Source organism: Metabacillus sp. SLBN-84 (assembly GCF_053629595.1).
In genome coordinates this window covers 3,516,565-3,535,825 of record NZ_JBRJIP010000001.1, presented here as the reverse complement: position 1 = coordinate 3,535,825, position 19,261 = coordinate 3,516,565, and the positions used below count along the sequence as shown (strand labels likewise).

Here is a 19,261-nt window from a genome sequence, read left to right as displayed (position 1 = left end):
CCTGCTGCAGAGTTCGTAAAAGTTCTTTTTCACCATAAAAACGTCTGTTCCGAAGCGGAACAGACGTTTTTTTATCGCACTTATTTGATTTTCTCGTCAATGGCAGCGGTGTCGACAGAAGGTCCGAACCATTCAGTCAGCTTTTCTTTCGCTTGGCTTTTTATATCATCATCAATATACATTGCCACCTGAAGGAGTGCCAGGCCCAGAGCTCCGAGGTCATCGGTGTAGCCCACGCCGGCGGCAAGGTCCGGTATAAGGTCAAGCGGCAGAATGAAGTAGCCTAAAGCACCAATAATGATGGCTTTTGTTTTGGCAGGCACTTCAGGCTTCTGAAGGGTATAGTACAGCAAAAGGACGGCGTACACGACAGATGATCCGGCTTTTATGCCGAATTTTTTTAATTTATTCCAGAACTTTGAGTCGGAATAATGTTTTTCCGCTTTCTGCAGTTCCTCAAGAGTTTCATTTTCCTGCTTGATGGTCATGCTTTCACCTTCGTTTCCATGTGGTATGCCATTATTTTACTACAAGATGGGCACATCATGATAGCACTTCGCTGTTTATTAACAGATGCTTGAGGAAATATAACAGTAAGAACTTTACTCAGGAGGCGCTATATGTTTTTTCATCCGATGGATATTCTCATTTTTGCCGCGTTCGGGCTTGCCCTGTGGGCGCAGGCCAAGGTGAAAAGCAATTTTAATAAATGGTCAAAAGTTCAGGCATCATCGGGACTTACCGGCATGGAGGTTGCACGGAGGATTCTTGATCATCACGGTCTCCATCATGTACCCGTAGAACCGGTCAAAGGAACTCTTTCCGATCATTATGATCCGACGAAAAAAGCGGTTCGCCTTTCCGAGCCTGTCTATGCGGGTCATTCGATTGCCGCCATTTCGGTTGCGGCACATGAAGTGGGGCACGCCGTTCAGCATAAAGAAGCATACGGGGCCCTGACGTTAAGACATAAAATGTTTCCGGTTGTAAGCCTGTCCTCCGGGGTGGCGCCTTTTCTGCTGATTGGAGGATTTTTGCTCGGTTCAATGAATCTGATCGGACTCGGCATTATTTTCTTCTCGGCAGCTGTCGCCTTTCAGCTTATAACGCTGCCTGTCGAATTTAATGCAAGCAACAGAGCGAAGGATTTTATGATTGCAGAAGGCATCATCCGGAATGAAGAAGAGCGCGGAGTGAACAAAGTGCTTGGAGCAGCCGCCCTGACATATGTAGCAGCCGCACTCATCTCTCTGCTTGAGCTGCTGAAATTTATATTGATTTTTACACAAAACAGAGAATAGACAGATGCCGGACCTTGTAAAAGAGGTCCGGCTTTTATATTCTGACCTTTATTTCACGACAGCTGTTCTCTCCAAATACCTTATCCCCGCCTCCGTAATTTTCGTCCCGCCGCGTCCTTTCCGTTTTTGGATCCATCCTTTTTCCTCCAGGTCGTCAAGCCGTCTGCGCACTTGCTGAGGGGTAAGGGGCATGATCCATTCTTTTGTTTTTTCCGAGATCAAATCTCTGCTTGCTGCTTTTCCTGCCAGGTTGCATTCTCTCACAATCAACAGGATGGCGTCATGCTCTGACTGTTCGCTGCTTGCTGCTTGCGGAATGTCTGCTGAAAACGAATGAGGAAGGTCATGTTTTGTTAAAACAGAGCCATCGGCAACTGTAATCATATAATCAACCGTATTTTTAAGTTCTCTTATGTTGCCGTCCCATTCTGCTGATGCAAGCAAATTCATTAATGAAGGCTCGACCTTGAGCCACTTGCCGTTTTTTGTGATGAAGTGGTGAATGAGAAGAGGGATATCCTCTTTTCTTTCCTTCAGTGACGGAATGGAGAGGTTAAGGACATTCAGCCTGTGGAACAGGTCATTGCGGAATGTCTGCTCTTTCATTTGCTTTTCAATCCGTTTATTTGTGGCCGAGATGATTCTGACATTAATGGGTATGATTTTCGTTCCGCCGATTCTGCGGATTTCCTTTTCCTGAAGCACTCGCAGCAGCCGGGATTGCATGGAGAGACTGATGTCGCCGATTTCATCGAGAAAAATGGTTCCGTTATCAGCTAGCTCAAACAATCCTTTTTTCCCCCCTCGCTGAGCACCCGTAAATGTCCCTTCCTCATAACCGAAAAGCTCGCTCTCAAGCAGGCTTTCTGAAAGAGCACTGCAGTTGACAGGCAGAAAAGGTCCGTTTTTTCTCATGGAATGCTGATGAATGGCGTGTGCAAATAATTCTTTGCCTGTTCCTGATTCTCCCTGGATTAAAATCGGGTGTTCGGAAAGAGCCAGTTTTTTCGCGATCTGCTTGAGGTTTATCATTCCGGCATTTTCACAAATGATGTCATCAAAGCTGTATTTGGCAAAAAATCCTTTCTCGCGCAGTTTACGCTGGGCCGTTTTTTCAATTTCCGATGCCTGCCGGACGCTTTTAAAGACAGCGACAGTTGTTTGTTCTAAAGCCATTGAATAGCGATAAACAGCAACATCTACCCCGTGAATGCTGAAAAGGCGGCTTTCTTCGATACCGTTCTGTATAAATGAAACCACGTCTTCCTGCAGGGCTGCTGTTTGAATCGGGAGGTTGATGATATCTGATCCCCTTACTTGAAACAGCGCTTCAAGTTTTTCATTAAAAACCGTTATTTCCATTTTTTCATTCATGGCGAGAATGCCGTCATCCACCGTGTTGACCACGTTCTCGAGATGCTGATAAATCGCTTTTGTCTGCTTTTGCGCAGCCATCAGCTTTTGCTGCAGCTCAATCATGCTGCGGATGTACCTTTCTGAAATGTGGAGAGCTGCATTTTCAGGCAGATTGCAGTAATCCGCTATTTTTAAAATCGTGGTCATATCAAACAGCCGCACACCAATGTCGAGAATAAGCGGTATGTAAGGGGGGACAAGTTCGATTTCGCCAGGTGAAACGGCTGCATCGATTTTCTCGTGATAGGTCTGATTCTTTTTAAACGGGAGAAACCGGACATGGCTGATCCCCAGCTGATAAAGCGACTGAATCAGTTCCATTGTGACATTGTACTCATCGTTGACGACAAGGACGCTTGAACCTTCCGGAATGGAAAGAAGCTTGTCGAGATAGTCATGATGAACGGTGCGTTTGCCGATTATAACTTTTTCTGCATCTATATTCTTTATGTGGTTCAATTCGTCTTTGAGGGATTCAGAGGAAAAAAGGATAATATCAGCTTTCAGATTCGAAGGGAGACCTTCATCAGCAGCATAGCTCCTTATAGAAAGGTCATCGCCCAAAAGCTGAACAAGCTGATGGTGAAGCGTTTTCTTTGTTTTTGTACCGCCTGTCAGGAGAATAAGGGATTGTTTCATACATTCGCTCCTTTTGGTTCTATTGGTTTTATCATATCATAATAAATCACCAATTAAAGGCCAAAAAAGAGAGGGTTATTAGAAATTTTAGATAATAACTCTTTATGCAGTAAAGTGAATATGAGCCCTTGAAGAAACTATCATTTTGCATGATACTTACATATGACAAGCATTGAGTTCGGGTGATACCAGCATTTTCTCTTCTTTTTTGCATCTTGGCACAAATATTGCATTTACCTTATCAAACGCATCAAAAGAAAAAGGGGAGAAAACGATTATGGCTCTAGCAGAAAAAGCTTACGAACCAAAGGGAAAAGAAGTGAAACCAAAAAAGGAAAGAAAGATCAATGTATTTGCCCTCCTCCTGGGTGTATTGGTTGTTGCAACTCTATTAACCTATGTATTACCAGCAGGAGACTACGCCAGGGTAGAGGTTGACGGAAGAACAGAGATTGATCCGGATACCTTTACGTCAGCTGAAAATACGCCGGTCAGTCCGTTCGGCATGGTAAAGGCCCTTCATACAGGAATGGTTGAAGCGGCAAACATTATTTTCTTCGTTCTGATCATTGGCGGATTTTTTGGAGTATTAACGGCTACTGGCACGATAAATTTGCTCATTACCACGCTTGCAAAAAGGCTGGCTTCAAGGGAGAAGCTCTTGATTCCGGTCATGATGCTGTTTTTCGCAGTCGGCGGATCGCTGATGGGGATGGCTGAGGAGACGCTTGCTTATATTCCGCTGCTCATTCCGCTTGCTCTTGCTTTGGGATTTGACGTGCTTACGGGGACGGCAATCGTTATTCTCGGAGCAGCTGCCGGTTTTACTACAGCTGTAATGAATCCATTTACAGTGGGCGTCGCTCAGGGAATAGCTGAGCTTCCGATGTTCTCAGGCATGGGATACAGACTTGTATTATTCGTGATCGTCTATGCGGTTTCCGTCATTTTCGTTTACCGTCACGCGATGAAAGTGAAAAAGGATCCGTCAAAAGGGTTCTTCGGAAAATATACAAAAGAGGAAGCGGATGTGCTGCTTCATTCAAAAGAAAGGCTTCAAACAAAGCACAAGCTGATTTTGGCGGCATTCCTTCTAAACTATGTCGTACTTGCTTTTGGAGTCATTAAATTTCAGTGGTATATTACCGAGATTGCTGCTCTGTTCGTTGTTTTAACCATCCTTATCGGAATATTGGGCAGACTTTCTGCAGATCAAATGGCAAAATCCTTTGTCGAAGGGTCTTCGCTTTTGATTGGAGGCGCATTAATTATTGGGGTGTCAAGAGCGACACTGGTTGTTTTGAACGAAGGACATATCATTGACCCTATGCTCTTTGGAGTATCTGATACGCTTAAGAACATTCCTGCTTTCTGGAGCGTGATCGGAATGTACAATTTCCAGGCTCTCATCCATTTTATCCTTGCTTCAGGCAGCGGACATGCGATGCTGACGATGCCGATCATGACGCCGCTTGCCGATTTGCTTGATATTACCCGTCAGACAGCTGTTCTCTCCTTCTCATTTGCAGATGGAATCGGCAATATTATTTTCCCGACAGCAGGCACATTGATGGCCGGACTTGCGATTGCGGGCATTCCTTGGACAAAGTGGGCAAAATGGGTGCTCCCGCTTGTTTTCATTCAATATCTGATTGGCCTTGCAGCCGTTGTGATTGCTCATTTAATGGACTACGGACCGTTTTAAAGACGGATCATCCCAGATAAACAGGAGGTTTACACTTGCTTACACTTATAAAAAATACAGAAGTTTACGCGCCGCATTATTTAGGCAGGAAGGATGTTCTTCTTACTGCGGACAAAATTGGCTACATCAAAGACAGGATTGATCTTGATCTTTCAGCACTGTCTGTTCATGTCATTGACGGAACGGGGAAACTTCTTGTTCCGGGGTTCATCGATTCACACGTTCACCTTATTGGCGGAGGGGGAGAAGGCGGGTTTAAAACCCGCACCCCCGAGCTGAACTTGACCGATGCCACGAAAGCAGGCGTTACAACGGTTGTAGGAGTGCTTGGTACAGACGGGACGACAAGAAAAATTGAAAGTCTGCTTGCAAAAGCTCATGCCTTGGATGAAGAAGGCATCACGGCTTATCTGCACACTGGGTCCTACCAGACTCCCGTCAAAACGCTGACCGGAAAAATTGAAGAGGATCTTATTTTTATCGATAAAATGATCGGGGTAGGAGAGATTGCGATTTCCGATCACCGTTCATCAGAACCGACGTTTGAAGAGCTATCCAAAATTGCTGCCGCCGCAAGGAACGGCGGTCTGATCACAGGTAAAGCAGGCGTCCTTGAAATCCATGTCGGCGACAGCGAACGCAAACTCGACCTGCTTTTTGAAATCGCCGAAAAAACGGATATCCCGATTCATCATTTCCACCCGACTCATATTAACCGGAACGAAGAATTGTTTGAAGAAGGCATCAGGTATGCAGAGATTGGCGGATATGTGGATTTCACAACGAGCACGATTCCCCAATTCCTCGAAGAAGGGGAAGTAAAGTGTAGCCGCGGTCTCAGACTGATGCTTGAAAAAGGAGTGCCTGTCACACAAATCACATTTTCATCAGATGGACAGGCAAGTCTTCCTTACTTTGATGAAAACGGGGATTTCGCCGGACTTCAAGTCGGAAAAGTTTCTTCCCTCTATCATGAGGTGCGATCGGCTGTTCTTGATGAAGGAGTTGAACTTGAGACGGCACTGCAGGTGATTACCTCAAACCCGGCCAGGATCCTGAAGCTTAAGAAAAAAGGGGAAATCCGCGAACAGCATGATGCAGATCTTGTGCTGCTTGAAAAAGAATCGCTTGCGATCGACACGGTCATTGCGAAAGGAAGAGTAATGGTTGAAGAAGGCGTCCCGCTTGTTAAGGGCACTTTTGAACAATAAATGAAAATCAGCCTGCGTATACAGACAAGCATCCAACATTAAGAGGGGGAATTGGTGTGAAGAAACGTATCAGCATGCTTGCAGCGGCCTGTCTTCTGGCGTCAAGCTTCAGCATTCCGGCTAATGCCGCGGGCAAGGAAGAAATAAAAGGAAGTCTTGTGATTGCGGGGGGATCTCTTGGAAGCAGCAACAAAGCGGTTTATGATGCTTTTATTGACCGTGCTGGAGGCGCCGGGAATGCTAAAATCGGAATTATACCAGCAGCGAGCGGGAAATTAAAATCATCGAATGAGTTTAAAGCAGATCTTGTGAAATACGGTGTAGACCCAGAAAATGTTGAAATTCTCCCAATCTCAAATCATGACTTCAGCGACACGGACTACAATGAAAAATGGTGGAAACGCAATGCAAATAAGAAAGAAATGGCTGCGAAAATTAACGGTCTGTCGGCTGTCTGGTTTGTCGGCGGCGATCAGCTTAAGATAACTGAAACGCTTTTTCAGGGCAAGGGAAAGCGGACGCGGGCACTTGAAGCCATCTGGGATATTTATGAAAAAGGGGCTGTCATAGGCGGGACAAGCGCAGGAGCCGCCATCATGAGTGATGTCATGATCACAGGCGGAGACAGCCTCGGGGGACTGAAGGGCGAATTTACAACAAAGGATCAGAGTGATCCTGACAAAGAGTACGCGCCTGTCTATATTGAACGGGGACTTGGATTTTTTAAGCACGGGATTGTAGACCAGCACTTTGATGAGCGCGCAAGACTTGGACGACTTGCCGCAACAGCCGTTAAGTATGAAAAACAAAAGAAAAAGAATTATTCATATGGAATTGATGAAGATACGGCACTGATTGTCGATAATCGGACAAAAACAGCCGAAATCGCAGGACGCGGGGGCGTAACGGTTATTGATACAAGCAAATCAAAGCCTGCCGCCAAAGACCTGCACCCTGTGAACGGCGTTGAGGTCAGCTTTTTATCTCCGGGAGATAAAATTGACCTGAAAACGAAAGCTTTTTCTTTCAGAGAGGACAAAGAGGGGACAAAAGGATATGAATACTATTCATTCCAGCCGCTTGATGCAACAGGTGTTTTAACATCATACGGAAGGCTTAAGCCATACCTTTCCTATTCGCTTGCAGACAACGAATCAGCAGATGCAGTCAAGAGCTATCTCTACGACAGCAAAGGGCAGGGATTTGCCTTGACCTTCAGTAAAACAGCTGCAACAAACGGCTACTGGGGCTATCAGGACGGGCAGAAGGATGACTATTCAATTGTGAAGGTCAAAATGGATGTCTCGCCGGTGAGTGTTTCATTTACGAAGGATGACAAGGCGTTTAAAGACTATAAACCTTCTGACTTTACGGTTCCGAGTAAACAGGACCGCGGTGACATCAAAGGAAATCTGGTCATTGCAGGCGGCGCTCTTGGATCAACCAACGAATCGGTTTACAAATCGTTCATCGACCTGGCAAACGGGAAAACGGATGCCAAATTTGGTATTGTTCCGGCAGCAAGCGGGTCGTTAAGTTCAAGTAATACGTTTAAAAAGGATCTGATTCGATACGGAGTAAAAGAAGAAAACATTCAAATCCTGCCTGTGACTGTTTCAAATTACAAGGACACTCCTCAGAATGATGCAGCTGAATGGGAAGCGATGAAGAATTCAGATGAAGCAGTCTCCAGAATAAAAGAACTAGACGCCATCTGGTTCGTCGGGGGAGATCAGACGAAAATCACGAAAGCTCTTTTCAACACTGATCAGTCTGAATCAAAAGCGCTGTCGGCCATCTGGGACATCTATAAAGAAGGGGCCGTCCTTGGAGGAACAAGTGCCGGGGCAGCCATCATGAGTGATGTTATGCTCGCAGGCGGAGGAAGTCTTGACACTCTTGCAAAAGGGTTCACTGACACCTATGACGGCATGCAGCAGCAGGAAGGCGGACCGGGCTATCTCGAGCGCGGACTTGGCTTCTTCCAATATGGCATCATTGACCAGCATTTCGACAACAAAGCCCGTCTTGGAAGACTGATCGCAACAGCTTACGAAAAAGGTGACCGCAATCAGCTCTCTTACGGAATTGATGAAGATACAGCCATGGTTGTCCGCAATGCCGAGAAGAAAATAGAAGTAGTCGGCCGTGCAGGGGTTACAGTGGTTGATCTGTCAGAAGTCCAGACGAACCCGGCCGCTCAAAGCCAATACAAAAATATTCAGTTGTCCTCACTTGCAGAAGGCGACGCTGTCGATCTTAAAACGAAGGCATTCAGCATCAGCGAACACAAAGTCAGCACAACCGGATATGAGTACGGAGATTATCAGGCAGCCCCTCACTCAGGCGTACTGACTCCGCACGGCACACTCAGCAAGTACATTTCCTACAACCTTGTTGACAACTTCGGAGAAAAAGAAGTGAAAAGCTATGCCTTCAACCAGGGAAAAGGCGTTGAACTCACATTCAGAAAAACAGAAAAAACCGACGGATTCTGGGGCTACAAAGACGGCGGCAAAGATGATTATTCATTCGTAAATGCTGCACTTGATATCCAGCCAGTTTCTGTAAAAGTAAAATAACCTTTTAGACCAAGCCGGTTATGGCTTGGTTTTTTTGATGCTTAAAACTAACATACAATACCTAAACTCCAGTGGATTGCATCGGAAGGAACTTGACTCCTTGTCCAGCTGCAGCGCTCAGGCTCCTCTGCCAGAACAAAATCACTCAAAAAGTCAAACCCGGACTTTTCGGGTGATTTCTTATCTGACTGCCGGAGCAAAACGGGCGCTTCCGCTTTTCTAAGGGATGAAGAGGGCACTGAAGATCCCGCAAGCGCAGCGAGGAAGCTTCAGGCACTCCCCGCGGAAAGCAAGTTCCTGGAGCGGAAAGGAACGGGTACGATTTGAAATCTGTATTGAACATAAAACAGCCTGCAGCGGAAAGCAATGGGTCCTAATGATAAATATATTTATACATAAGCAAAAAATTTCTAATTTGTATTATAGATAACATCGAGCTAAACTAGGAATTGTTAAACAAACCAACAAACTCAGGAGGTAACATATTATGAGTAAACATATACTAATGGTCGTGACAACGGCTGACAAAATGAACGAGGATCACGCAACTGGCCTTTGGCTCTCTGAATTCGGAGAAGCTTACGTTGAATTTAAAAAAGCCGGCTTTGACATCACAGTCGCAAGTCCCCTTGGCGGAAAAGCGCCGGTTGATGCACGCAGCTTAGAAGGCGGGGAAACTCCGCAGGAAATCCTTGACACAGCTCAATACCTTGAACATACAGTAAAGCTTGAAGACGTAAAAGATGCATCTGCTTTTGATGCGATTTTCCTTCCGGGCGGACATGGAACGATGTTTGATCTTCCGGATAACGTGAAGCTTCAGGAATTGATCCGTGACCTGTATGAAGCAGACAAAATTGTAGCTGCCGTGTGCCACGGTCCAGCAGGTCTTGTCGGAGTTAAACTTTCAGACGGCACGCCGCTTGTTGCAGGAAAAGCTGTTACAGCTTTTACAGATGAAGAAGAAAGAGCCACAACACTTGACCGTTTCATGCCGTTCCTTCTTGAAACACGCATGCGCGAGCTTGGAGCAAAATTTGTGGCAGCTGAGAACTGGACAGACCATCTTCAAGCTGACGGCCGTCTTATTACGGGACAAAACCCGCAGTCTACAATCAGCGTAGCAAAAGAAGTCGTTAAACAATTGAGCTAATTCACGGCGGAAGCCTGTAAACTGCGGTTTACAGGTTTTCTTCTATTATGTCTCGTTTCTTCTTGCCGCAAAAAGAGAAGAACTTTTTTAAAACACAGGAAAGACTAATTGATGAACTAACACATAAGGAGAGTCAGAAATGATGAAAGCATTACTGCTTAACGGCAAAAACGAATGGAAAAACATGAAGATTGAAGAAACAGAAAAACCTGTACCAAAAAAGGGCGAGGTTGTAGTTGAAATTCATGCAGCAGGCCTGAATCCTGTCGACTATAAAACAGGAACGAACGGCAACCCAAACTGGACATTCCCACACATTCTCGGCCTTGATGCAGCAGGAACAATCCATGAGGTTGGCGAAGGTGTCACACAATGGAAAAAGGGAGACCGCGTTGTGTATCACGGAGATTTCAATAAAAAAGGGGCCTATGCAGAGTATGGCGTGACAACGGCTCATACGATTTCACGCATACCGGACAGCATCACGTTTGAAGAAGCGGCAGCTCTTCCAACAGCTGGATACACGGCGTATCAGGCGCTGTTCCGCAAGCTTCCGATGAATGCGATCGAGACAATTTTGATTCACGGTGGAGCAGGCGGAGTCGGCGGCTTTGGCATTCAGCTTGCAAAAGCTGCGGGCAAAACAGTCATTACAACAGCATCCGAACGCAATCATGACTATGTGCTTTCACTCGGAGCAGATCATGTCATTGATTACACAAAAGAAGATGTAAAAGCAAAAGTAATGGAGCTGACAGACGGCCGGGGAGTTGACGCTGTTCTTGATACAGTCGGAAGAGACAATGCTACTGCTTCACTTGATTTGATTGCCTATAACGGTCACATCGCCCACATTGCAGGAGCACCTGATTACTCCCGTGTGAAACCTTTTACAAAGGTCATCTCCTTCCATGAAATTGCTTTGAATGCAATTCATCATCACAATGATGTGATCTCAGAGCGAGATCTTGCAAAAATGGGTGATGAGCTTCTGAAAATGGTCGAAGAGAAAAAAGTTTCACCATTGCTTGAGAGAGTCATAACGCTTCAGGAGGTTCCGCAAACCCTTGAAGAACTTTCTAACCGTCATGTAAAAGGGAAAATTGTTGCAAAAATAAAATAAGGCAAAGGGGAAATTCCATTTATGCAGCCAATTACAATCACAGCGATATTAAAAGCCAAAGAAGGTAAAGAAGGCGAACTGAGAGCAGAGCTTCAAAACGTGCTTGCCCCGTCGCGTGCTGAAGAAGGGTGCATGGAATACACGCTTCACGAATCTGCTGAAGATGAACGTGTATTTGTCTTTTACGAAACGTGGAAAGATGCGGAGGCCCTACAGCAGCACATTGATTCGGCACATTATCAGGCCTACAGAAAAAATACGGCAGATTTAATGGAAAGCCGGCAAGTGCTCAAACTGAGAAAACTGTAACAAACGGCAGCCAGACACCGACCGCTTAGTCCGTCGGTGTCCTTTTTTTATAATAAAAGAATACTTCATAGCGATAACGATAAAAATTTTTATAACAGAACTAAAGGGAGAGAGCTTGAAATGATTGATTTTGAATGGTACCGGAGCTTTATCAGCATCTACCAGCACAGATCTGTTTCCGGAGCTGCAAAAGCCCGCATTCTTACTCAGCCTGCGATGAGCCAGCACCTTGCAGCACTTGAAGCCGAAGTCGGCGAACCGCTGTTCACGCGGGCTCCGCGGAAGATGATTCCGACAGAGAAGGGGAAGGAACTTTACACAAAGCTTGTGCCGCTGATTGAGAACCTTGAAAAAATGACGCTGTCGATCCGGTATGCCTCAGCATCTGCATCTTCAGCGCCGCTGATTCGGATAGGATCGCCAACAGAGTATTTCACAAAAGCAGCTTTAGCAAAGCTGTCTGAGATGGACATCCGGATGTCGGTTCACTTTGATGTGGCTCCGGCTCTCCTGGATGCTCTGCAAAAAGATGAAACGGATCTCATTTTAACGACTCAGAAGGTTCAGGTAGCGGGAATTGATTATGAAAAAATAGAGGACGAGCATTTTGTTCTTGTTGCTCCTGCGGGTTATCCTGAAGCGGAGGCAACTGAAGACTGGATGAAACGCCAGAAATGGCTCAGTTATGGACTTGAACTCCCGATTATCAGGAGGTTTTTCAGAGTGCACTTCGGAAAGCGGCCGGAAGTTCAGCCTCACTGCGTTTTTCCTGATTTACGAACCATTCTTGAAGCAGTTGAACTGGGAATGGGGATCAGTGTTCTGCCGGAATATTTGATAAAGGACTCCCTCCATGCAGGAAAAATAAAGATCCTGTTTCCCGAACGCAAAGTGGAGAATACCATTTTTGCCGCTTATAAAGTTGAAAACAAAGACAATCCATATCTCGGTGAGGTACTGAAGGTGCTGGGAAATTAGACAATTCTGAACTTTTTCAGGCTGTTGTTAGAAGGGCCATTATGAGTTATACTTTTACGTATTATTCAAAATTTTTTATTCTTGTATAATTTCAGGTAAGAGGGTCTGAACGTTTCTACCTGGCAGCCGATAAAATGCCAGACTACAAGAAAGTGTGTACAGCAAAAAATGAGTTCATACGGATGCATCAGTCTGAAGTCTTTCAGATTGACCGTGTCCTTTCCATGCTCTTATTTTGCCATGCTTTCTGTCTAGCGGCTGATGGTGTGGGAAAATAGGGGCTTTTTAATTGAAATGAATACAGATTACGTGAAAGAGCAACAGGGCTCTTTTTCAGCCGGGGGAGAGAGACAGATGGATTTAGTAAAAGGAACAGTGCTCTTATTAGTCGTACTTGGTTTATTTTCATTATTCAGCTATAAAGCTCCAAAGGGCATGAAAGCGATGGGGGCTCTGGCAAACGCTGCTGTGGCGGCCTTTTTGGTTGAAGCCTTTCAGCGATTTGTAGGGGGAGATCTCCTGAAAATTGAATTTCTCGGAGAAGTGGGAGATGCCGCAGGCAGTATGGGAGGAGTTGCAGCTGCAGCTCTTGTCGCACTTGCGCTCGGGGTATCGCCGGTTTATGCCCTGATGCTTGGTGTATCCTGTGCGGGACTCGGTTTGCTGCCGGGATTTTTTGCGGGCTACGTTGTGGCGTTTTTGGTGAAATGGATTGAGAAAAAAACGCCTGCAGGATTGGATTTGCTCGTTACGATCATTGTGGCGGCGCCGCTTGTCCGCTTCATCGGAAACGGTCTGACCCCTGTAGTTGATGCGACGCTTCTGAACATTGGCGGCATTATTACCGAAACGGCCAACAGCAATCCGGTTCTGATGGGAATTATCCTTGGCGGAGTCATTACAGTGGTTGCCACTGCGCCGCTAAGCTCAATGGCTCTTACTGCCATGCTTGGATTAACAGGTCTGCCAATGGCAATCGGTGCACTTGCAGTCTTCGGGTCATCCTTTATGAACTATGTCCTTTTCAGCCGCCTGAAATTCGGCGACAGACGGACAACGATTGCCGTTGCCATAGAGCCTCTTACACAGGCGGACATTATTACCGCGAATCCTGTGCCTGTTTACGTCACGAACTTCTTCGGCGGGGCCGCTGCAGGGGTTGTTGTTTCACTTTTCGGTCTTGTCAATGATGCGACTGGAACAGCCACACCGATTGCAGGCCTTGCTGTTATGTACGGCTTCAATGATCCTATGACCGTTACAATCGCAGCTGCACTATGTGCCGTAGCCGGCGGAATTACAGGGCTCATCGGCTCTATCGTGTTTAAAAATTTCAAAATCAAAACTGTTTCAGAGATTAGAAAAAGCAGCATAAAAGAGGCTGCATAAGAACAATACATGTTCCACTCAGTACAATAAAAAGAGGAACTCCAGCTGTAAATGGAGTTCCTCTTTTTTATCTATTTATTTTTGACTTTAAGGTCATTCATTACTATCTCTGTTGCCTCAGCAATAAGCTTGTCGTTATAGTCAGCATCTTTTTTATCACGGCTTGAAAGTACAGCAAGCACAATAGGATCTCCTTTTGGTGGCCAAATGATCGCAATGTCGTTGCGCGTTCCGTATGATCCTGATCCAGTTTTATCAGCCACTGCCCATCCTTCCGGCACTCCAGCACGAATTAACGCATCCCCAGTAGTGTTTCTCTTCATCCAATCTATTAAAAGTTCACGTTTCTCAGTTGGAAGTGCATCTCCCAATATAAAAGCCTGAAGACTGGCAGCAAGTGCTCTTGGTGTACTCGTATCATGGGTTTCACCAGGATTAACTTCATTTAAATCTGGCTCCATACGCTCAGGGCTTGTCGTGTTATCTCCAATATCCTCCAGTGCTTTCTTAAATCCGGCCGGTCCGCCCAATTGTTCGAGTATAAGGTTCCCGGCAGTATTGTCACTGTATCGAAGAGAAGCATCAGCAAGCTCCTTAAGAGTCATCCCCGTATCAATATACTTTTCTGTAATCGGATTATAATTAACAAGATCCTCGCGTGTATAAGTAATTCTTTGATTAAGGTCTTCTATTGATTTCTGTTGTAAAAGGGCTCCTACAGCCAGAGCCTTATGAGTGGATGCATAAGCAAAACGCTCATCTGGATGATAGGTTACTGTCCGGTTTGTACCAGTATCCAGGGCAAAGACACCAAGTTTGGCATCAAATTTTTCTTCAAGCTCAGCAAAATCATGATTAGTGGCATTTTCTTGTTCCTTGGGTTTAGATATATCGGTATGCACATTATTGTTTGAACAACCTATAAGCGTTGCACATGAAAGGAATAGAACAGGCACTATTTTTTTGAAAGATGAATTGCGATAAATATTGCTTAATGATTTCATTAACATTCAACCTCTTTCTAAAAAGTATTTATTATGTATGCTTCTCTGATAGCAACCGCCTCTTTAACTCTTGCACCCTATCTTTTGTTCTTGATGCAGAATGAAGACCTCCTAATGTACGAATTGAATGTTTATTCTCATACAAGGACTTTTAAAATGATTACATTTGTAGTCCGACTACATCTGTAGTATAGTATTACATGTGTAATCAAACGAAGTCAATACTTTATTTTTTTGCCATCAAGCCACTATAAATATCCTATTTTCCTTTTTTAAAAAATTTATAGTCATGAGAGGTGGTATTGAAAGACATGTCTTTACCTTTGTTTATAATAGGTCTGCTGGTGTCTTCATTTTCCGTCATGGTTATTCTGCTTATCCGGATATGGTTCAGAAGACAATTACCAGCAAAATGGACCTATCATTTGTGGATGTTTCTTTTATTGTCTTTAGTACTTCCATTCATACCGGCAGATTTGTATAATTTTAGTTCTCTCTTTAGCAGTGGGGATACATATCAGACTAAGGCACCCAGCTCTGATACAGAAAAAAATGGAACGATGCAGAGTCTGAACCTTATTCAAGATTTTTCTGAATCTGTCAACCGGCCGGACCTGTCTTTGCTTACTATGAGTGTGGCGGGTTTATGGGTTTCGGGGGTGCTTATAGTTGCCTTTACGATGGTTCGCGGATTGATCGAACTTAGCAGGATAAAGAAGGATTCTTCTGCGTTTGCCAATCACGAAGTTCTCGTGCTTTTCGAAGAATGCAAGAAACGACTGCAGATTAAAAAATCAATAAAGATTGTTCGTTCGAAAAGAGTCCAATCGCCAATGATATTCGGACTATTTCAGACATTTATTGTCTTACCTTCTCAGCATGAACACTGGCTAAGCTTGAAAAATTACGAGTATATCTTTCTTCATGAACTGAGTCACTATAAAAACAAGGATTTGCTGACAAATTACGTGATATTGTTCTATCAAATTATTTATTGGTTTAATCCCCTTATCTGGCTTGCTTTTAGAAAAATGAGATTCGATCGGGAAATTGCATGTGATGCATCTGTTTTACAGTTGCTGGATGATCATTCTTTTAGTGATTATGGACATACAATCATTAATTTTCTGGCTCTTTCAAAGCGGTCAAGCAAGCTGCAGTTAGTGACGCAATTAAACGGTTCGAAGGTTCACATCAAAAAACGGATTGAACACATTTCTGCCTATAAGCATTCCGCAGGAAAACCAATAAGAAAAAGCATCTTTATTTATGTGTTGGCCAGCATCATTCTGACACTCCAGTTACCTTTCGTTTCTGCATTTGCGACGGAAAACGACCGATACTATTTTAATAATGACGGAGCAGTGTATGAGGATTTACATCAATTCTTTCAAGGGTATGAAGGAAGCTTTGTTTTATATGATGAGAATGCAAAGCAATATCGCATTTATAATGAAGAGAAAAGTACGCTGCGGGTATCACCTGATTCCACATACAAGATCTACAGTGCCTTATTCGCACTAGAATCAAATGTGATTTCACCTGAAGAATCCACTCTTGTATGGGACGGGACAAAGCAGCCCTATGACGCTTGGAATGAGGATCAGGATGTCTCATCTGCTCTGCAAAAATCTGTAAGCTGGTATTTCCAAGAAGCAGATCGCAGAACAGGATTTGAAATTATACAATCCAATCTGAAAGAAATAAATTATGGAAACTCAGATGTATCTGGGGGATTAGATGAATTTTGGCTCGAATCCTCATTGAAAATTTCTCCAGTCGAACAAGTCCAACTTCTGCAATCCTTTTATCACAACCAATTTGGATATGAGCAAATGCATATCCAAACTGTTAAAGATGCACTGCTCATAGAAAAGAATGAAGATGCACGCCTATCGGGAAAAACAGGTACAGGAACAGTGAATGGAAAAAACATCAATGGCTGGTTTATCGGTTATGTAGAGACGAAGAACAATACTTATTTCTTTGCTGCCAATATACAAAACAATGTTGATTCATCAGGAAGCAAGGCGTCAGAAATTACATTATCAATCTTACGGGATTTAGGAATCTATAAAGGAAATGGAGGGGTGAAATATGGAGAAAAACATACCTAGTATTTCAGAATCAGAATGGGAAATCATGAACGTGCTTTGGGAAAAAGCCCCTCAAACAGCGAGTGACATCATATCCTCCTTACAGGAGAATACCGACTGGAAGCCGAAAACGATACGCACTCTTCTCGATCGACTGGTTCAAAAAGATGTAGTGGGCGTCAATAAAAATCTAAGAATCTACACCTTTTATCCGCTTTATACACAGGAAGAGTGCCAGCGTGCCGAAACTGAATCATTTATCAACCGCATCTATGGAGGCACCCTGAAATCCATGCTTGTCCAATTCATTCAGGAAGATACACTATCTGATGATGATATTAATGAACTTCGCTTTATTCTAAATAAGAAACCTGAAAAGGAATAGGATAAAACAGTCGATTTGGAATTTTTCCAAATCGCTTTTTTGTTGTTTAGAAAATTATAAAGAATAATGGGCTGTGGATAACATAACAAAGTTATCATCGGCAAGCGTAAGCGCCTAGATCCTCTGTCAGAACAAATCCGTCAAAAAAGTCAAACCCGGACTTTTCCGCCGGATTCTTATCTGCCTATCGGAGCGGGCCTTGGCGCTTGCGCTTTTGTTCTTGGATCGCAGTACAAGAAGCACACCATCTTAGCTGGCGATGGTGTGCAAGTCCTTTCTATTTTGCATTTCGAAACGTAACCCTCAAGATCACCCGAAAGTTTTTTTATGCGTGTATACCAAGCTTCTTCATCCTGTACTGCAGGCTCTGGCGGCTCAGCCCGGCATCTGATGCGGCTTTTGTGATGTTGCCGCGGTTTTTTTTCAGCATAGAACGGATATAGCTTGCTTCTGTCCGCTCCAAATACTCTTTCAGCTGTATGGATTCTGTCTCTTCCTCTCGGTGTACCTCAACCTCAAGGGGCGGCACAGAGGCAGGTGTCCTCGCAAATGATCTGGAGCGAAAGTGCATGGGAAGGTGGCTGAAGCGGATTGTCTCTTCATCTGCCATCACATTCATTGCGCCTTCAATCATGTGCTGCAGCTCTCTTACATTGCCGGGCCAGTCATACGTGATCAGCATGTCCATGACCTCCTGATCAACGCGCCTAACCTCCATTTGGAACAGCTCATTATATTTCCTGATAAAGCGCTGGATCAGCAGAGGAATATCTTCTGTTCTGTCTCTCAGAGGCGGAACAAAAACAGTGACAACGCTTAATCGGTAATAAAGGTCCTTACGGATCCGATCTTTTGTGATGGCTTCAATAGGATCTTCGTTGATGGTTGCGATGATCCTCACATCAATCGGCGTGTCTTTCGTATCCCCGATTCTTCTGATCGTTCTCTCCTGCAAAGCCCGAAGCAGCTTGGACTGTAGGTTTGGATTCAATGAGTTGATTTCATCAAGCAGCAGCGTGCCGCCTTCTGCCTGTTCAAACAAACCCGGATGATCAACTGCACCCGAAAAAGCGCCTTTTTTTGTGCCGAATAGCAGGCTTTCGATCAAATTGTCCGGAAGAGCGGCGCAGTTCTGGGAAATAAACGGGGCGGCAGAACGGCTGCTTCCGTTATGTATGCTTTGAGCGAACAGCTCTTTCCCTGTGCCGGTTTCGCCGACAATCAGAACAGAGGAGGTTGTCCGTGTCGCCCGTTTTGCCCCCTCAATCACATCTTTTATAGCTGAACCTTCCCCGATGATGCTGTCAAACGTATAAGATGTTTTGCTTCTTCCTTTCATCGTGTTCTTCATCAGACTTTCGATCTTGGTCATGTCTTTGGCAATTTCGACCGCGCCAATAATTTTATGGCCATTTTTTATTGGAAAGGTGTTATTGACCGTTGTAATTTCCTTGCCCCTGTTATTGAAATAAGTCTGCTTGCTGTTCTTTGTTTCCGTGCCGTTTTGGAGCGCCTGCACAAGTGTGCTTCCTTCCTTCGAAAACATAAACACATCAAGAAGGTTTTTGTGCATGACGTCTTTGCTGTCCATGGATTCAAGCTGGGACATTTTTTTGTTGTAGAGAATGGTGGTGCCGTTTTTGTCTATCACATGGAGCCCGACATCTATTTCATCGATGATGGCTTCCATGAAAAGCTGCATGTATTCCTTGTTTTTATCCATGATTGTGCTCCAGTTTTTTCTTCTATTTTACTCTCATTCTCTATGATGCGCAAAAATATTTTGCGTTTTGAATGCAAAGAATATTGGCAATGCAAAAAAAGTTTGCATTCAAAAGCCGTTTTCTCTCGTCTTTCAATACTAATTGCAAAATTTAGTTTTATACTTTTCATATTGTCTAGCTCCGCCTCCTAGTCCTTCCGTCAGAACAAAATCCCCGAAAAAGTCAAACCCGGACTTTTCCGGTGAT

General features: G+C 44.4%; 15 protein-coding genes and 1 riboswitch. Of the genes, 11 read left to right on the top strand and 4 right to left on the bottom strand.

Annotated elements, in window-relative coordinates:
- Window positions 1–80: 80 nt before the first annotated feature.
- Window positions 81–488, bottom strand: a complete 408-nt coding sequence (locus RKD52_RS17880; RefSeq protein ID WP_454100772.1) for a YkvA family protein — start codon at window positions 486–488, stop codon at window positions 81–83.
- A gap of 132 nt (window positions 489–620) precedes the next feature.
- Between RKD52_RS17880 and RKD52_RS17875 the strand changes: the two genes are divergently transcribed.
- On the top strand, window positions 621–1,301 hold the full coding sequence (locus tag RKD52_RS17875) for a zinc metallopeptidase (RefSeq protein WP_454100771.1): 681 nt from the start codon (window positions 621–623) through the stop codon (window positions 1,299–1,301).
- 48 nt (window positions 1,302–1,349) lie between these two features.
- Here RKD52_RS17875 and RKD52_RS17870 read toward each other — a convergent pair whose 3' ends face one another.
- Window positions 1,350–3,356: a sigma 54-interacting transcriptional regulator gene (locus tag RKD52_RS17870; protein WP_454100770.1), complete on the bottom strand. Its 2,007-nt coding sequence runs from the start codon at window positions 3,354–3,356 to the stop codon at window positions 1,350–1,352.
- A gap of 277 nt (window positions 3,357–3,633) precedes the next feature.
- Between RKD52_RS17870 and RKD52_RS17865 the strand changes: the two genes are divergently transcribed.
- From RKD52_RS17865 to RKD52_RS17830, 8 genes are all read left to right on the top strand, one after another.
- The gene (locus RKD52_RS17865; RefSeq protein WP_454100769.1) at window positions 3,634–5,061 is read left to right on the top strand and encodes a YfcC family protein; all 1,428 of its coding nucleotides are present in this window, start codon (window positions 3,634–3,636) and stop codon (window positions 5,059–5,061) included.
- Window positions 5,062–5,096: 35 nt separating this feature from the next.
- The gene (iadA, locus tag RKD52_RS17860) at window positions 5,097–6,272 is read left to right on the top strand and encodes a beta-aspartyl-peptidase (protein WP_454100768.1); all 1,176 of its coding nucleotides are present in this window, start codon (window positions 5,097–5,099) and stop codon (window positions 6,270–6,272) included.
- Window positions 6,273–6,328: 56 nt separating this feature from the next.
- Window positions 6,329–8,854, top strand: a complete 2,526-nt coding sequence (locus RKD52_RS17855; protein ID WP_454100767.1) for a cyanophycinase — start codon at window positions 6,329–6,331, stop codon at window positions 8,852–8,854.
- Window positions 8,855–9,341: 487 nt separating this feature from the next.
- Window positions 9,342–10,007 carry a type 1 glutamine amidotransferase domain-containing protein gene (locus RKD52_RS17850; RefSeq protein ID WP_454100766.1) on the top strand — a complete coding sequence of 222 codons (666 nt, stop codon included), beginning with the start codon at window positions 9,342–9,344 and terminating at the stop codon, window positions 10,005–10,007.
- 142 nt (window positions 10,008–10,149) lie between these two features.
- A complete protein-coding gene (locus RKD52_RS17845) occupies window positions 10,150–11,130 on the top strand; it encodes a zinc-binding dehydrogenase (protein WP_454101260.1) in 981 nt (326 codons plus the stop codon).
- Between the two features lie 21 nt (window positions 11,131–11,151).
- On the top strand, window positions 11,152–11,439 hold the full coding sequence (locus RKD52_RS17840) for a putative quinol monooxygenase (RefSeq protein ID WP_029567261.1): 288 nt from the start codon (window positions 11,152–11,154) through the stop codon (window positions 11,437–11,439).
- Between the two features lie 120 nt (window positions 11,440–11,559).
- Window positions 11,560–12,417: a LysR family transcriptional regulator gene (locus tag RKD52_RS17835; protein WP_454100765.1), complete on the top strand. Its 858-nt coding sequence runs from the start codon at window positions 11,560–11,562 to the stop codon at window positions 12,415–12,417.
- 61 nt (window positions 12,418–12,478) lie between these two features.
- Window positions 12,479–12,582: riboswitch (purine riboswitch) on the top strand.
- Between the two features lie 189 nt (window positions 12,583–12,771).
- On the top strand, window positions 12,772–13,806 hold the full coding sequence (locus RKD52_RS17830; protein ID WP_369735452.1) for a PTS sugar transporter subunit IIC: 1,035 nt from the start codon (window positions 12,772–12,774) through the stop codon (window positions 13,804–13,806).
- A 71-nt stretch (window positions 13,807–13,877) separates the two neighbouring features.
- Here RKD52_RS17830 and bla read toward each other — a convergent pair whose 3' ends face one another.
- Window positions 13,878–14,810: a class A beta-lactamase gene (bla, locus tag RKD52_RS17825; protein WP_454100764.1), complete on the bottom strand. Its 933-nt coding sequence runs from the start codon at window positions 14,808–14,810 to the stop codon at window positions 13,878–13,880.
- 311 nt (window positions 14,811–15,121) lie between these two features.
- Between bla and RKD52_RS17820 the strand changes: the two genes are divergently transcribed.
- Both RKD52_RS17820 and blaI read left to right on the top strand, forming a co-directional pair.
- Complete coding sequence (locus RKD52_RS17820; RefSeq protein WP_454100763.1) at window positions 15,122–16,927, top strand: BlaR1 family beta-lactam sensor/signal transducer; 1,806 nt, start codon at window positions 15,122–15,124, stop codon at window positions 16,925–16,927.
- Window positions 16,908–17,291, top strand: a complete 384-nt coding sequence (gene blaI, locus RKD52_RS17815) for a penicillinase repressor BlaI (RefSeq protein WP_454100762.1) — start codon at window positions 16,908–16,910, stop codon at window positions 17,289–17,291. Before RKD52_RS17820 ends, blaI begins: the two co-directional genes overlap by 20 nt.
- Window positions 17,292–17,616: 325 nt before the next feature.
- Here blaI and RKD52_RS17810 read toward each other — a convergent pair whose 3' ends face one another.
- Entirely contained in the window at window positions 17,617–19,014 is a 1,398-nt protein-coding gene (locus tag RKD52_RS17810) for a sigma-54 interaction domain-containing protein (protein ID WP_454100761.1), read from the bottom strand.
- Window positions 19,015–19,261: the final 247 nt, after the last annotated feature.

Excerpts from the sequence above, each read along its gene's own strand:
- RKD52_RS17820 (WP_454100763.1), top strand. The coding sequence starts at position 15,122 with ATGTCTTTACCTTTGTTTATAATAGGTCTGCTGGTGTCTTCATTTTCC.
- RKD52_RS17870 (WP_454100770.1), bottom strand. The coding sequence starts at position 3,356 with ATGAAACAATCCCTTATTCTCCTGACAGGCGGTACAAAAACAAAGAAA.
- RKD52_RS17810 (WP_454100761.1), bottom strand. The coding sequence starts at position 19,014 with ATGGATAAAAACAAGGAATACATGCAGCTTTTCATGGAAGCCATCATC.
- RKD52_RS17840 (WP_029567261.1), top strand. The coding sequence starts at position 11,152 with ATGCAGCCAATTACAATCACAGCGATATTAAAAGCCAAAGAAGGTAAA.
- RKD52_RS17830 (WP_369735452.1), top strand. The coding sequence starts at position 12,772 with ATGGATTTAGTAAAAGGAACAGTGCTCTTATTAGTCGTACTTGGTTTA.
- RKD52_RS17835 (WP_454100765.1), top strand. The coding sequence starts at position 11,560 with ATGATTGATTTTGAATGGTACCGGAGCTTTATCAGCATCTACCAGCAC.
- blaI (WP_454100762.1), top strand. The coding sequence starts at position 16,908 with ATGGAGAAAAACATACCTAGTATTTCAGAATCAGAATGGGAAATCATG.
- RKD52_RS17845 (WP_454101260.1), top strand. The coding sequence starts at position 10,150 with ATGAAAGCATTACTGCTTAACGGCAAAAACGAATGGAAAAACATGAAG.
- RKD52_RS17875 (WP_454100771.1), top strand. The coding sequence starts at position 621 with ATGTTTTTTCATCCGATGGATATTCTCATTTTTGCCGCGTTCGGGCTT.
- RKD52_RS17880 (WP_454100772.1), bottom strand. The coding sequence starts at position 488 with ATGACCATCAAGCAGGAAAATGAAACTCTTGAGGAACTGCAGAAAGCG.
- bla (WP_454100764.1), bottom strand. The coding sequence starts at position 14,810 with ATGAAATCATTAAGCAATATTTATCGCAATTCATCTTTCAAAAAAATA.
- RKD52_RS17865 (WP_454100769.1), top strand. The coding sequence starts at position 3,634 with ATGGCTCTAGCAGAAAAAGCTTACGAACCAAAGGGAAAAGAAGTGAAA.
- RKD52_RS17850 (WP_454100766.1), top strand. The coding sequence starts at position 9,342 with ATGAGTAAACATATACTAATGGTCGTGACAACGGCTGACAAAATGAAC.